Here is a 14782-nt window from a genome sequence, read left to right as displayed (position 1 = left end):
GCAGGCCAGAGGGGGGTGCTCAGGCTCGACATATCCCTCACAGCAGCGCCTCCAACAACCCGGCCGCTTTCTCCGGCCCGTTCTGCGCGTGCATCTGTGCCGACGTCTTTGCCAGCTTGGCCTTCATCGCCGGGTCTGTCAGGCAGGCCTCGATCTTCTCGATCAGCTCGGCATCGGTCCAGTCGTAGCGCGGCATGCCGAAGCCGTGGCCGGTTTCCTCGACGCGCGTGGCGTTGTCGTGGCCGTCCCAGACATAGGGCATGATGATGGCCGGCTTGCCGAAATAGAGGCACTCGGTGAACGAGTTGTTGCCGCCATGGTGGATGACAGCATCGACCTGCGGGATGACCGAAGGCTGCGGGAACCAGCTGTCGACGATGACATTGCCGGGCACGTCGGTGTACTGGTCCTTGTAGCCGCCGACATTGACCAGCGCCCGGTAGCGCGTCTTGTCCAGTGTCGCGATGATGCGCTTCAACAGCTCGACATCGCCGGCGCCGAGGCTGCCGAAGGAGACATAGAGCAGCGGCCCGTCATTGTTTTTCGCGAAGGTCGGTACCGTGTACGGCTTCTCCTGCCGCACGCAGCCTTCCAGATACTGGAACTTCGCCGGGTCGAGCGGATGGCGGCGCTTGAACTTCGCCGCTTCGGGATAGAGCAGCAGGTTCAGATAGGGCGAGGCCTCGAAGAATTGACCGACCGGATAGGGCGCCTCGTTGTTGGCGGTGAGGAAGGTGTTGAAATCGTCATGGATCGGCTTGATGACGGCATTGAAGTGGTCGCGGTAGCGCTGGTGCCCGGCATGATCGTTCTCACCGCAGCCCGACAGATGCGGCGGGATGTCCTCATCCTCGATCTCGTTTTCCGAGCAGGAGATGACGCGCACCCAAGGCTTGCCGAACTGCTTGATCGCCGGAAACAGGATGACGTTGTCGACGCAGATGATATCCGGCTTGACGGCTGAGAGAACGCGCGGCAGATCCTTCTGCGCCCATTTGGCGCTGTCGACGATCGCCGTCCAGCAATCCTTGACGTAATTGTCGACCTGGTCGTAAGGCGATTTGCGGAAGTTCGGGATGTGGCCGTTGATGAAGTCTTCCCAGAACTTGGCCATCTGCTCGGGTGGCATCGGCTCGGACAGGTTCACCGGATGCGCCTCGAAGCCGTAGCCCTTGTAGACATCGACAAAGCCGGGGTCGGACAGGAACACCGCTTTGTGGCCGCGCGCCTCGACGGCCTGGGCAATGCCGACGGAATTGAGCGCCGGGCCGTAGGCCGCTTCTGGAAAAAACGCGATCGTCTTCTGCGCCATCAAGCTTCTCCTCTATTCTGCGAAAATTCTGACATCGGCGGCGTCCCAACCCAGTTCGACCTGGTCGCCCGACGCGACCGGCCTGCGGTCGGCAGCGTCGGCGGTGACGCGCACCAGGAACGGTTTTGGCGACAGGGGCGTGCGGACATGCAGCTGCAGATCCAGCCCCTGATAGGCCAGCGCCTCGACCGTGCCGGTGGTGCGGTTGGCGGTCTCACCCGATGGGAACAGCCGGATACGCTCCGGCCGCACAGAAGCCATGGCTGAAGCGCCCGGCGAAAGCGTGGCAGGAACCTTGCCTGATATTCGCATGCCGTTGGCGGCCACCACGCCATCGGTGTCGGCTTTACCGGGCACAAAATTCATCACGCCGATGAAGTCGGCGACGAAACGGTCGGCGGGGTGCTCGTAGATGGCGTGCGGGGTGTCGCATTGCAGCAGCTTTCCGTCCTTCAGCACCGCCATGCGGTCGGCCATCACAAGCGATTCCTCCTGGTCGTGGGTGACGATGACGAAGGTGATGCCGACCTCGTGCTGCAGGCGTTTCAATTCCAGCTGCATGGCGCCGCGCAATTTCTTGTCCAGTGCGCCGAGCGGCTCGTCGAGCAACAGCAGCCGCGGCCGCTTGACCAGCGCGCGAGCGAGCGCGACGCGTTGCTTCTGGCCGCCCGACAATTGCTCCGGCTTGCGGTCGGCGAAGGGGACGAGTTCGGTGGTTGCCAGGATGGCGTCGACGCGGGAGCGGATTTCCTTGGCCGGCAAGCGCTCCATTTCGAGGCCGTAGGACACATTGGCCCTGACGCTCATATGCGGGAACAGCGCGTAGGACTGGAACATCAGATTGACCGGCCGCTTGTTGGGCGGGGTCCTGGCGATGTCGCGCCCATCGAGCAGGATGCGCCCGTCATTGGGCGTCTCGAATCCGGCCAGCATGCGCAGCAGTGTGGTCTTGCCGCAGCCCGATGGTCCGAGCAAAGCGAAGAACTCATTCTCGCGGATATCGAGCGAGATGCCGTCGACAGCCGTCACCCGGCCAAAATTCTTCGACACCTTGTCGATGGCCAGCAGCGTGCGCGGTTCGCTCATTGGCCTATGACCCCACGGTTGAGTCGCTGCGACAGGGTCAGCGCGGTGATCGAGACCGCCATGACGATGGTCGCCAGCGCGTTGATCTCCGGCGTGATGCCGAAGCGGATCATGGCGTAGATCTGCATCGGCAGCGTCGTCGAGGCGCGGCCGGCGCCAGCGGTGAAGAAGGCGATGATGAACTCGTCGACCGAGAGCGTGAAGGCGAGCAGCGCGCCGGCGATCACCGCCGGCGCGATGACCGGCAAGGTCACCCGCCTGAGGGTGGTGAGCGCGGAGGCGCCGAGATCGGCGGACGCTTCGACGATCGACCAGTCGAAACTCTTCAGTCGCGCGCGCACCACCGAGCAGACGAAGGCGAGGTTGAAGACGACATGGGCGAGGATGATGGTGTGCAGCCCCATGGTCAGGTTGAGCATGGAGAAGAACGAGAGCAGCGCAATCGCCAGTACGATGTCGGGAATGATCATCGGCGCGAAGATCAGCGCTTCGAGGCCTTTGCCGTATTGCCGGCGCATCTCGACGCCGATCGCCAGCAGCGTGCCGAGCAGCGTGGCTATTGCCGTCGAGACCAGCGCCACGATCAGCGTGTTAAGCGCGGCGGAGAGGATCGCGCTGTTCGAGGCCAGCGAGGCATACCATTTCAGCGAAAAGCCGGACCATGCCGTCGGCAACCCGCCTTCGTTGAAGGACAGCGCCACCAGCACGGCGATCGGGATGTAGAGGAAGGCGAAGACGAGGCTGAGCACGAGCCAGAGTGCGCGCCGCGTGGCGGGAGAACGCTCAGCCATCGGTGTCTCCGCCGGCTTGCGCGGTGCGGCCGGAGGCGCGATTGGCGGCCAGCGCCTGCGCCATCAGCACCAGAAGCATGATGGCGATCAGCGCCATGGCGAGTGCCGCCCCGAAAGGCCAGTCATTGGCGGTCAGGAACTGGTCGTAGACGAGATTGCCGATCATCTGGAAGCGGCCGCCGCCGAGCAGGGCCGGCGTGACGAAATTGCCGATCGACAGCACGAAGACGAAGACCGCGCCGGCGGCGATGCCGGGCACGGTCAGCGGCAGGATGACACGGCGGAACGTGGTGATCGCCGAAGCGCCCAGGTCGCGCGAGGCTTCCGCGAGTTCCGGGTTGAGCCGCGACAGCGGCGCGTAGCAGGCGAGGATGACGAAGGGCAAATAGTTGTAGACCAGACCGGCGATGACGGCGCCTTCGGTGTAGAGCATCGACGGCGGCTCGCCGGTGTAGCCGAACCAGCGCAGCAACTGGGTGATCAGGCCTTCGCGGTTGAGCAGCACGATCCAGGCATAGGTGCGGATCAGGTAGTTGGACCAGAACGGCAGCACGGCGAAGAACAGGAACACCGGCTGCAGTCGGCGCGGGGCTGCCGATATCGCGTAGGCGGCGGCATAGCCGATCACCACCGCGATCAAGGTCGCGGTGCCGGCGATGCGCGCCGAGTTGAGGAAAATGCTGGCATAGAGCGGGTCGAAGACCAGGCCGAAATTCTCCAGCGTGAAGGTGTATTCGATGCCGCCATAGATGCCGCGCCGGAAGAAGGCGAGCGCCAGCACCAGCGCGCACGGCACCACCATCAGCGCAGTCAGCCAGACCAGCGCCGGGGCCATCAGCAAGGAGGAACGGGAGGTCCGCGTCACGCCGCACCCCTGCCGATCATCTCAACTGCATCGAAATGGTGTCTCGGCAGTTGCCCCCTCACCCGGATTGCCAACCGAATTGCGAAGGGCAATTCGGGGCAATCCGACCTCTCCCCGAGGGGAGAGGAGGTGGCCAGTGCCAGCGCTTTCCTCTTCTCCCCCACGGGGAGAAGGTGGCCGCGAAGCAGCCGGATGAGGGGGTGCGACGCTGAAAATTGGCGAAAGGCTGCAAGCCAGCCAATCTCCCCCCTTGAGGGGGAGATTGCCGGCAGGCCAGAGGGGGGCGACACGGAACGCAAGCTTAATTCCAAGATGCTGTTGGACGGTCCCTACTGCGCGGCCTTGATCTCGCTGACGATCTTCGAATAGTCGCGCTGGGCGTCGCCGACGTCGCGCAACTGCTCGAATTTGACGAGCTCTGCCACCGGCATCGCCATGTTGGGGAATTTGGCCAGGAAATCGGCCGGCAGGCTTTCCATGGCCGGTTTGTTCGGCACCTTGTAGTCGATGTTCTGTGCCGCCCAGGCGTGGTTCTTGGCGTCGAGCATGAAGTTGATGAACTGGAAGGCGGCGTCCTTGTTGGCGGAGGCCTTCATCACCACCATCGTGTCGACCCACAGGTCCGAACCTTCCTTGGGAATGACGTACTTGATCTCGGGCTTCTCGGCGATGCCGTAATTGCACCAGCCATCCCATGCCTGCACCATCAGCGCCTCGCCGGACACCAGCTTCGAATAGAAGGTGGTGTCGTCATAGGCGAGCAGGGTTTTCTTGGCCGAGATCAAGAGGTTCTTGACCTCGGCCATCTTGGCCGGGTCAGTCTCGTTGACCGAATAGCCCTTGTCGAGCTGCCCGGCGGCGAGCAACCAGCGATCGGTCGCCAACATCGTGGTCTTGCCTTTCAACTCATCGGAAGGCGCAAGCAGGTCGCTCCAGCTCGTCGGTGCGGTCTTGATCAGGTCCGAGCGGTAGCAGAGGCCGGTCGTGCCCCAGGTGTAGGGGACGGAGAAGGCGTTGCCGACATCGTGCGGCAGCTTGGTTGCCTCGGGATAGAGATTGGTGAGGTTCGGGATCTTGGCGTGGTCGATTGGCTCGGTCAGGCCAAGCTTGTTCAGCACCTCGGCGAAGGGCGAGGAAACGAAGACCACGTCATAGCCCTTGCCGCCGGCGGCGATGAGCTTGCCCATGATCTCTTCATTGGTGGCGTGCACCACCACTTCGCCCGACACACCGGTCGCGGTCTTGAAGGCGGCCATGGCGTCGGGCGCCATGTAGCCGTCCCAGTTGGAAATGACGAGGTCGGCAGCCATCGCCGGCGCGGACAGCGCCAAGGCCAGGCCAAGTGCGATTGAAGATGTTTTCAGCGCACGGCGCCGCAGGCTGGTAGCGGTCATGACAGACTCCCATTCCGGTTGATCGTCGAATTTCATTCGCCGGACCAACGCCTGCGACCCGTGCCGCTGCCTCGATCCTGTTCCCTCGGTCTTTTTTCTCGCCGATTGTCCTGACAGTACTATTGCAGAAAAAAGTACGTCAATCCATAATTTGTCAAGCGACCGAGGAATCTGGCCGATTGCGTCCGCGCGGGCGATCGGTCAAATCAATGCGGTCATCTCGTTTTCCACTGGACCAGTCATGCAAGCCGCAGCCCGACGACCTCGCACCAACCATCTCGATCTGGCGCAGCGCATCCTGGATGTGGCGCGGCAGCGCGGTTTCGAGCCCGGCGCCCGCTTGCCGGAGCAGCAGATCGCCTCGCTGTGCAATGTTTCCCGCACCCCGGTGCGGGCGGCGCTCGGCCTGCTCGCGGAGCGCGGCGTCGTACGCTGGGAGGCGGATTCCGGGTATCATTTGGCAATCGACCTCACCGCGCAGGCTTCGATCGCCACGGAATTGCCCGCTGCCGAAGAGGACGAGCTGGCCGAGGCGATCCTGCGCGACCGGTCGGCGCGGCGGCTGGACCAGACGGTGACCGTCGCGGGGTTGATGCGGCGGTACAGTGCCGAACGCAAGACGGTACTAAAAGCGCTCAACAAACTGACTGAAGAGAATCTGCTGGACCGTGCGCCTGGCCAGTCCTGGTTGTTTCGGCGCACCCCCGACGATCCGGAGGCGCAAGGCGACAGCTATGAGTTCCGCATGCTGCTGGAGCCCGCGGCCATCCTGACGCCGGGCTTCCGGCTGGACGGCGCGCGGGCGGCGACGTTGCGCCAGGGCATGGAAGCGCTGGTGGCGCTGCCGGACGCCGCATTCGACACACGCGAGTTCCAGCGGCTGGACATCGATTTTCACGGCATGCTCGCCGAAGGCTGCGCCAACCGCTTTGTCGCCGACGCGCTGGCCGATCACCTCAGGCTGCGCCGATTGCCCGGCATCTATGCCGGCGTCAACGTCTTCCGGTTGCGGCAATCGCTGCGCGAACACCTGAATATACTCGACCATCTCGAAAGCCGGCAGTATGAGGTGGCGGCCGATCTGCTTCGCATCCACCTGCGGCTCTCCCGCAACCAGCGACCGCAAGCGGCCAGTCGCGGGGCTCCCGCCCTGTTCGGCATGATCAGCCGGCCGGATTGACGAGGATTAATTGACGCGTAAAGCCAGCCCGACCATCGCGCTGTTCCCCGAAGCCAGTTTCGGCGCGGCGTTGAATTGCGTTGGGATCGCGCAGGCTTTGCGTGCCAAGGGAGCCCGGCCCGTCTTCATCTGCCATGCCGGCTTCTCCGGCGTCTTTGCCGACTATGGTTTCCAGGAATATCAGCTGCCGACCGACGAGCCGCTGAGCGATAGCGAGCGCCAGAGCTACTGGCAGGCTTTCGTGCGCCGCCATCTGCCGCATTTCAGGCTGAGCCCGATCGACCAGCTGGAAACCTATGTCGCGCCGACCTGGCAGGCGATCGTTGACACCGCGGTCAACGCCGAAGCGCCGCTGCGCCAATTGCTGGCGCGGCTGAAGCCGGATGCGGTGGTGCTCGACAATGTCATCATGTTCCCGGCCATCGCCGCCGCAGGCTGCCCCTGGGTGCGCGTCGTCTCCTGCGCCGAGACCGAGCTGCCGGACGCTAATGTGCCACCCTATCTGTCGGGGCTTGGCGTGGACGACCCACAACGCGCGGCGTTCGAGGCCCGCTATCTCAGCGCCTCAGCGCCGGCGCATGACCGCTTCAACCGCTTTCGGATGGATGCCGGCCTGGCGCCGCTGCCCAAGGGCCTGTTCCTCGAGACGTCGCCCGACCTCAATTTGCTGCTGACACCGACGATCGTGCGCCGCGAGCGCGCCGAGCCGCTCGACCCCACGCGCTTCGTCTATCTCGAAGGCTGCGTGCGTTCGGAAGGGCCGTTCGAGGTGCCGGTGTTTCCGCGCAATGGCGGGCCGCTGGTCTATGTCAGCTTCGGCAGCCTGGGCGCCATGGATGTCGGCCTGATCGAGCGCATGCTGGCGGTGTTCGACAGGCTGCCCGCGCGCTTCATCGTCAATGCCGGCGGCCTGCGCGACGCCTATCGCGCGGTGCCGGACAATGTCTATCTCGACGCCTGGTTTCCGCAGCCCTCGGTGGTGGCGAAGTCGGATCTGTTCATCCATCACGGCGGCAACAACAGCTTTTGCGAAGCGCTGCGCTTCGGCGTGCCGTCGCTGATCATGCCCTATTGCTGGGACGGGCACGACAATGCCCGCCGCGCCGGAGAGACCGGCGTCGGTGACCATATCGGCCGTGACGCCTGGACCGAAGGAGTATTGGAGAAAGCCATTCTCGGCCTGCTGGCCGACGATGCCATGCGCGCCCGCCTGAGGGACAATGCAGCCCAAATGGCGCTGAAACCCGGAACGGATGTGGCCGCGCAAGCCATACTCTCTCTGATACGGACATGAACGAAATGCCTGACACAATCACGACGAACACCTCGCTCTCTAGCGGTACCGATCCCAAAGCCTGGCTGGCCCAGCACGGGATCAACGAAGTCGAGTGCCTGGTGCCCGACATGAACGGCGTGCTGCGCGGCAAGGCCTTGCCGACGGCCAAATTCCTTCAGGCGCTGGAAGATCGCGCGCTCTATCTGCCGAGCAGCGCCTTCCTGGTCAGCATCGACGGCCGTTATTCCGGCTCGATCGACGAGGGTTTTGCCTATTCGGACCCGGACATGCGCATGGTGCCCGACGTTTCGACGCTCTGCCTGGCGCCCGGCGCTGGTGCTGGCAAGGCCTATGTCTTCGCCGATGCCTTCCATATGGACGGCCGGCCATGGATGGCCTCGCCGCGCCATGTCCTGCGCGCCGTGCTCGACCTCTACGCCAAGCGCGGCTGGCGAGCGGTTGTGGCGCCGGAGGTGGAATTCTATCTCACCGCGCCCAATCCCGATCCCGACCGTCCGCTGACCGCGCCGGTCGGCGCCAATGGCCGAGCCGAGACCGTGCAGCATCCCTATGACATGGCGGCGCTGGAGGAGTTCGAGCCGGTGATCCGCCGCATCTATGACTACGCGGCGGCGGCCGGATTGCCGCTCGACACGCTGATCCATGAATCGGGTACGGCACAGCTGGAGATCAACTTCCTGCATGGCGATGCGCTGCCGCTGGCCGACAAGGTGCTGCTGTTCAAGCGGTTGACGCGCCAGGCCGCGCAGCAGAGCGGCATGCATGCGACCTTCATGGCCAAGCCGATCGCGGCCCAGGCGGGAAGCTCGATGCATCTACACATGTCCGTCATCGACGAGGCCGGCAAGACGCTGTTTGCCGGCAACGACGATGCCGACACCGAGATGTTCGGCCATTTCATCGGCGGCTTGCAGACATATGTCCCCGAAATCATGCCGCTGTTCGCGCCCAACGTGAACTCGTTCCGCCGCATAAGGCCGAACCACAGCGCGCCGGCCAACATCGAATGGTCGCATGACAACCGCTCCTGTGGCCTGCGCGTGCCGGCCGGTGGCCGCGCCGCGCGGCGGGTGGAGAACCGGCTGCCGGGTGCGGATTCCAATCCCTATCTGGCGATCGCAGGCTCGCTGCTTGCCGGCTATCTCGGCGTCGAACAGAAACTGGCGCGCTCGGCGGAAGCCACGGGCAATGCCTACAAGATCAAGAGCACGCTACCGAAAACCATGGAGGAGGCGCTGGACCGCTTCGCTGCTTGCGACGCGGTGCGGGAACTGCTCGGCGAGGATTTCTTCCAGACCTATCTGCGCGTCAAGAGCGTCGAACTCGACCTGTTCCAGGGCGTGGTGACGAGCTGGGAACGCGACCACCTTTTGCTGAAGGTGTGATCATGGCGTCCAGTTCAACGGGTTTCAATTCGGGCCTCGATATCGGCAAATCCTATTATGTCGCCACCGCTAATCCCGCGCCGGACCATCCGGCGCTCGTTGGCGATGTCGACGCCGACCTGGTGGTGGTCGGCGGCGGCTGCACTGGCCTGTCCGCCGCCCTTCACGCCGCCGAACGCGGGTTGAAAGTTGTGCTGCTCGAAGGCGGCAAGATCGGCTGGGGCGCATCGGGCCGCAATGGCGGCCAGATGATCCCGGGCCTGCGCAAGGGCGCCAAGGGTCTGGTCAAGCTCTACGGCCCCGAACGGGCAAAGGTGCTGTTCGATCTTGCCTTCGAGGCACGCGGGCTGGTGCTCGACATCATCGAGCGTCACGCCATCGATTGCGATCTCAGGCTCACCGGCCATCTCGTCGGCGCGGTCAACAGCTCCGATCTCAGGGATCTCGAGGAAGAGGCTGAATGCCTGGCCACGGTGATGAAGTTCCCGCATGCCGAAATCCTGTCGGCGGCTGAAGCTCGCGGCAAGGTCGACACGCCCTATTATGGCGCGATGTACGAGCCGCTTGGCGGCCACATGCACCCGCTCAACTACACGCTCGGCCTCGCCCGCGCGGCAGTCGCGGCAGGCGTCACCATCCATGAGAATTCGGTGGCCGTGCGGCTGGAGCGTGAGCCTTCGATCCGCGTCTCGACATCAAAGGGTTCGGTCCGGGCCAGGCATGTCGTGCTGGCGGGCGATGCGTTGCTCAATGGGCTGGAGCCGCGCGTCAACAGCCGCATCATGCCGGTCGGCAACTACATCGTCGCCACCGAGCCGCTGGAGGGCAAACGCAACGTCATCCCGGCCAATGTCGCGGTGTCCGACACACGCTTCGTCGTCAACTATTACCGGATGTCGGCGGATGGGCGGCTGCTGTTCGGCGGCGGCGAGCGCTACACGCCGTCACCGCCGGCCGACATTGCCGGCTTCGTGCGGCCGCACATGGAGGCCACCTTTCCGCAACTTCAGGGCTGCCGCATCGACCATGCCTGGGGCGGGCTGGTGTCGGTGACGACGTCGCGCCTGCCGCATGTCGGGCACTATGGCGAGGTCTATTTCGCGCATGGCTATTCCGGCAAGGGCGTCATCCTGTCGACGCTGTCCGGCAAGCTCCTGGCCGAAGCGATCACGGGCGACGCCTCGCGGCTCGATTTGTTCTCGACGCTGACGCCGATGCCGTTCCCCGGCGGCACGGCGCTGCGCGGCCCGCTCTATGTGCTCGGCATGCTGTGGTACGCGATGCGGGATCGGATCAAGCATTGAGGGTGTGTTGCTGCAACGGCACGAAATAGTACCCGTAGCGATCCTTCACACCCCCCTCGGTCCTGCCGGACATCTCCCCCGCAAGGGGAGATGGCCGGCAGGCCAGAGGGGGTGCTGTCCCGCCGACGCATGGACTTTGCACGCTGCGGCAATTGCGATTTGGCGGGTGAGAATACCGTACTAAACCACAAAGAAATCCTCGATGCGCTGCCTGGCCTCCAGCAGCGCGGGCAGGATCTCCCGCTCCATCTCCGCCACCGAAAAGCGCGCCGACTGGGTCGAGACATTGATTGCTGCGACTGTACGGTCCGCGCGGTCGCGGATCGGCACGGCGATCGAGCGCAGGCCGAGTTCCAGTTCTTCGTCGACGATGGCAAAGCCGTCCGCTTTCGCCTTGCCGATGGCGTCGGCCAGCAACCTGATATCGGTGATCGTCTTCGGCGTCCGCCTCTCGATCGTCACCTGGCCGAGGAATGCGTCCAATTCCCCGGACGTCAGACCAGCAAGCAGGATGCGCCCCATCGAGGTGCAATAGGCCGGCAGCCTGGTGCCGACATCGAGCGACACGCTGAGGATGCGCCGGCCAGGAATGCGGGCGACATAGACGACATCTTGGCCAGACAGGATCGCTGCCGAGCAAGCCTCGTTCAATTGCGTTGCCACCGCGCGCATGATGGGGGCGGCGAAGGTCCATAACGAGGCGCCGCCAAGCCAGGTGCGGGCGATCGTCAGCAGGCGCGGCGACAGCGAGAACAGGCGACCAGCCTGTGTTGCATAGCCGGTGGCGACAAGCGTCAGCAGAAAACGGCGGGCGCCGGCGCGGGTCAGGCCAGCTTCCTCGGCCATTTCGGTCAGCGTCATCCCCGAGGGATGCCGGGCCAGGATCTCCATGACGGCAAGGCCGCGCTCAAGCGAGCCGACTTGATCACGGGAAACAGCCTCTTCGTCCATCTTGTCTCCGCGGAACGGCATCGCGTCAGGATTGACTCCGAGCACCCATTCAACGTAGAAAGTATCGCATGTAAAACATATGTTCACAATACGAACTTTCTCAACCCGGAGCCGATGCGATGGTCAAGTTCCTGCCGCTCAAACAGGCCGTTGCGGAGAATTTGAACAGCGGCGACACGGTTGCCTTCGAGGGCTTCACCCACCTGATCCCGACGGCGGCGGCGCATGAGGCGATCCGCCAGGGGTTTCGCGACCTGACCCTGATCCGCATGACGCCGGACCTGATCTACGACCAGATGATCGGCATGGGCATGGCGAAGAAGATCGTCTTCTCCTATGTCGGCAATCCCGGCGTCGGCCTGCTGCGACGCGCCCGCGACGCCATCGAGAACGGTTTTCCCCGGTCGATCGAGATCGAGGAGCACAGCCATGCCGGCATGGCCAACGCCTATGAGGCAGGCGCGGCCGGTCTGCCCTGCGCGGTGTTCCGTGGCTATCGTGGCGCTGGCCTCGCGGCGGTCAATCCAAACATCAAGTCGGTGACCTGTCCGTTCACCGGCGAGGTGCTGGCGGCCGTCCCTTCGATCCGACCTGATGTCACCTTCATCCATGCGCAGAAGGCCGACCGGAAAGGCAATGTGCTGGTCGAAGGCATTATCGGCATCCAGAAGGAAGCGGTGCTGGCGGCCAAACGCGCGGTGGTGACGGTCGAGGAAGTGGTCGACAATTTCGACGATCTGCACCCCAATTTGACGGTGCTGCCGCGCTGGACGATCGCGGCGATATCCGTCGTGCCGGGCGGATCGCATCCTTCCTACGCGCATGGCTATTATGCGCGCGACAATGCCGCCTATCTCGAATGGGACGAGATCGCCGCCGACCGTGAAAAATTCCAGGCGTGGATGCAGGCCAACGTCATCGAGAAGAGCGCCGACGATTTCGAGGCCCGTGTAGAGCATCTGAGGAAAGCGGCATGAGCGACAATCCATTGGGTTTCACCCCCAACGAGATGATGACGATCGCCGCCAGCCGCGCGCTGCGGAATGACGATGTCTGCTTCGTCGGCATCGGCGCGCCGTCCGCTGCCTGCAATGTGGCGCGGCTGACGCATGCGCCCGACATCACCTTGATCTACGAGAGCGGCACGATCGGCACCGCGCCCGACGTGCTGCCGCTGTCGATCGGCGACGGCGAATTGTGCGAAACCGCCGTCACCACCGTCGCTGTGCCGGAGATGTTCCGCTACTGGCTGCAGGGCGGCCGCATCTCGATCGGCTTCCTTGGTGCGGCGCAGCTCGACAAGTTCGGCAACATCAATACCACGGTCATCGGCGACTACTTCCATCCCAAGACCAGGCTGCCCGGCGGCGGCGGCGCGCCGGAGATCGCGACGTCGTCGAAGGAGATCTACATCACCATGGCGCAAACCAAACGCGGCATGGTCGAAAAGATCGACTTCTTCACCTCCTTCGGCCATGGCGAGGGTGGTGACCATCGTAGACGGCTGGGCATCGAGACCGCCGGCCCGACCTTGCTGATCACCGACCTCGCCATCTGGAAGCCGGATCCGGTGACCAAGGAATTCACCGTCGTGTCGCTGCATCCCGGCGTCACCCGCCAGCAGGTGCAGGACACCTGTGGCTGGGTGGTTAAGTTCACCGAGGCGCTTGACGAAACGCCGCCACCAAGCGAACTCGAATTGAAGACATTGCGCGACCTGCAGGCCCGCACCAAGGCGGCGCATGAGGGAACCGGAAAAGCAAAGGCTGCATGACATGGCCGAGGCCTATATCTGCGACTACATCCGCACACCGATCGGCCGTTTTGGCGGTTCGCTGTCTTCAGTGCGCACCGATGACCTCGGCGCGATACCCCTAAGGGCGCTGGTCGAGCGCAATTCCGGCATCGATTGGCAGGCGGTCGACGATGTCGTCTATGGCTGCGCCAACCAGGCCGGCGAGGACAACCGCAATGTGGCGCGCATGGCGCTGCTGCTGGCCGGCTTGCCGAAGGAGATTCCAGGCTCGACAGTCAATCGCCTGTGCGGCTCCGGCATGGATGCGCTGACCATTGCCGCGCGCGCCATCAAGGCCGGCGAAGCGGAACTGTTGATCGCGGGCGGTGTCGAATCGATGAGCCGGGCGCCCTTCGTCATGCCCAAGGCCGACACGGCGTTCTCGCGTAATGCCGAGATCTACGACACCACCATCGGCTGGCGCTTCGTCAATCCTTTGATGAAGAAGCAGTATGGCGTCGATTCGATGCCGGAGACCGGCGAGAATGTCGCCGAGGATTTTGCCGTCTCCCGCGCGGCCCAGGACGCCTTTGCCGTGCGCAGCCAGGACAAGGCTGTTGCGGCACAAGCCAATGGAAGGCTGGCGAAAGAGATCACAGAGGTGACAATCCCGCAGCGCAAGGGCGATCCGGTGGTCATCTCAAAGGATGAGCATCCGCGCGCGGGCTCAACGGTCGAGGCGCTGGCCAAGTTGCCGACGCCGTTCCGGCAGGGCGGCACGGTGACGGCCGGCAATGCCTCCGGCGTCAATGACGGGGCGGCGGCGCTGATCGTTGCATCCGAGGCAGCGATCAAGAAATACGGCCTGACGCCGATCGCCCGCATCCTCGGCGGGGCCGCCGCAGGTGTGGCGCCGCGCATCATGGGCATCGGCCCGGCGCCGGCGACGCAAAAACTCTGCGCGCGGCTTGGCCTGACGCCGCAACAGTTCGATGTCATCGAGCTCAACGAAGCCTTTGCCTCGCAAGGCATCGCCGTGCTGCGCCAGCTCGGCATCGCCGAGGATGCGGAACACGTCAACCCGAATGGCGGCGCCATCGCGCTCGGCCATCCCTTGGGCATGTCGGGCGCCCGCATCTCCGGCACGGCGGCGCTGGAGCTTCGCGAGCGCGGCGGCCGTTATGCGCTGGCAACCATGTGCATCGGCGTCGGCCAGGGCATCGCCATCGCGTTGGAACGGGTTTGAGCGGGGCGTCGCTAGATGAAAATAATGCCGCCCGTAGCGGTGGCTATCAATTGTCGAAGTTAGCGCTGCCCCTCATCGCCCTGCCGGGCACTTCTCCCCGTATAGTGACGGGGAGAAGTGGGCTGGCCGCAACCTCGGCGCCCTCTTTGCAACGCTGGTGATTTGCGAAAGCGTCGACGACAGTGCCCCTCTCCCCGTCACTATACGGGGAGAGGATGCCGGTGTCCGAACCGGAT

General features: G+C 64.2%; 13 protein-coding genes. 7 read left to right on the top strand and 6 right to left on the bottom strand.

All coding sequences use genetic code 11. From position 1 onward, the window contains the following. Nucleotides 1-37: 37 nt before the first annotated feature. From FCU66_RS06840 to FCU66_RS06820, 5 genes are all read right to left on the bottom strand, one after another. Entirely contained in the window at nucleotides 38-1312 is a 1275-nt protein-coding gene (locus FCU66_RS06840; protein ID WP_136621981.1) for a glycosyltransferase, read from the bottom strand. Between the two features lie 12 nt (nucleotides 1313-1324). Next, entirely contained in the window at nucleotides 1325-2398 is a 1074-nt protein-coding gene (locus FCU66_RS06835; RefSeq protein WP_136621980.1) for an ABC transporter ATP-binding protein, read from the bottom strand. Continuing rightward, nucleotides 2395-3189 carry an ABC transporter permease gene (locus FCU66_RS06830; protein ID WP_136621979.1) on the bottom strand — a complete coding sequence of 265 codons (795 nt, stop codon included), beginning with the start codon at nucleotides 3187-3189 and terminating at the stop codon, nucleotides 2395-2397. Before FCU66_RS06830 ends, FCU66_RS06835 begins: the two co-directional genes overlap by 4 nt. Beyond that, nucleotides 3182-4024, bottom strand: a complete 843-nt coding sequence (locus tag FCU66_RS06825; RefSeq protein ID WP_136621982.1) for an ABC transporter permease — start codon at nucleotides 4022-4024, stop codon at nucleotides 3182-3184. Before FCU66_RS06825 ends, FCU66_RS06830 begins: the two co-directional genes overlap by 8 nt. Before the next feature lie 359 nt (nucleotides 4025-4383). Further along, nucleotides 4384-5448 (bottom strand): polyamine ABC transporter substrate-binding protein, encoded by a 1065-nt coding sequence (locus tag FCU66_RS06820; RefSeq protein ID WP_136621978.1) that lies wholly within the window; start codon nucleotides 5446-5448, stop codon nucleotides 4384-4386. Between the two features lie 241 nt (nucleotides 5449-5689). Between FCU66_RS06820 and FCU66_RS06815 the strand changes: the two genes are divergently transcribed. The 4 genes from FCU66_RS06815 to FCU66_RS06800 are packed head-to-tail and all read left to right on the top strand — an operon-like array spanning nucleotide 5690 to nucleotide 10614. After that, nucleotides 5690-6628 (top strand): GntR family transcriptional regulator, encoded by a 939-nt coding sequence (locus FCU66_RS06815; RefSeq protein WP_136621977.1) that lies wholly within the window; start codon nucleotides 5690-5692, stop codon nucleotides 6626-6628. Nucleotides 6629-6638: 10 nt separating this feature from the next. Beyond that, nucleotides 6639-7922, top strand: coding sequence for a nucleotide disphospho-sugar-binding domain-containing protein (locus FCU66_RS06810; protein WP_136621976.1), 1284 nt, complete (start codon nucleotides 6639-6641; stop codon nucleotides 7920-7922). Between the two features lie 5 nt (nucleotides 7923-7927). Next, nucleotides 7928-9310: a glutamine synthetase family protein gene (locus FCU66_RS06805; RefSeq protein WP_136621975.1), complete on the top strand. Its 1383-nt coding sequence runs from the start codon at nucleotides 7928-7930 to the stop codon at nucleotides 9308-9310. A 2-nt stretch (nucleotides 9311-9312) separates the two neighbouring features. Continuing rightward, complete coding sequence (locus FCU66_RS06800; protein ID WP_136621974.1) at nucleotides 9313-10614, top strand: NAD(P)/FAD-dependent oxidoreductase; 1302 nt, start codon at nucleotides 9313-9315, stop codon at nucleotides 10612-10614. Nucleotides 10615-10794: 180 nt separating this feature from the next. On the opposite strand, the gene FCU66_RS06795 is transcribed toward FCU66_RS06800, so the two are convergent. Further along, entirely contained in the window at nucleotides 10795-11565 is a 771-nt protein-coding gene (locus FCU66_RS06795) for an IclR family transcriptional regulator domain-containing protein (protein WP_136621973.1), read from the bottom strand. A gap of 119 nt (nucleotides 11566-11684) precedes the next feature. On the opposite strand from FCU66_RS06795, the gene FCU66_RS06790 reads away from it, so the two are divergent. The 3 genes from FCU66_RS06790 to pcaF are packed head-to-tail and all read left to right on the top strand — an operon-like array spanning nucleotide 11685 to nucleotide 14546. Next, entirely contained in the window at nucleotides 11685-12542 is an 858-nt protein-coding gene (locus tag FCU66_RS06790; RefSeq protein WP_136621972.1) for a CoA transferase subunit A, read from the top strand. After that, the gene (locus FCU66_RS06785; RefSeq protein WP_136621971.1) at nucleotides 12539-13339 is read left to right on the top strand and encodes a CoA-transferase subunit beta; all 801 of its coding nucleotides are present in this window, start codon (nucleotides 12539-12541) and stop codon (nucleotides 13337-13339) included. The genes FCU66_RS06790 and FCU66_RS06785 overlap by 4 nt, the downstream gene beginning before the upstream one ends. Nucleotide 13340: 1 nt before the next feature. Further along, a complete protein-coding gene (gene pcaF / locus FCU66_RS06780; protein ID WP_136621970.1) occupies nucleotides 13341-14546 on the top strand; it encodes a 3-oxoadipyl-CoA thiolase in 1206 nt (401 codons plus the stop codon). The last annotated feature ends 236 nt before the right edge of the window (nucleotides 14547-14782 follow it).

Origin of the sequence: Mesorhizobium norvegicum, from assembly GCF_004919685.1 — a bacterium.
GTDB classification, from domain to species: Bacteria; Pseudomonadota; Alphaproteobacteria; order Rhizobiales; family Rhizobiaceae; genus Mesorhizobium; species Mesorhizobium norvegicum.
Note: the sequence above shows the minus strand (reverse complement) of the source record. Positions and strands in the feature narration are given on the sequence as shown.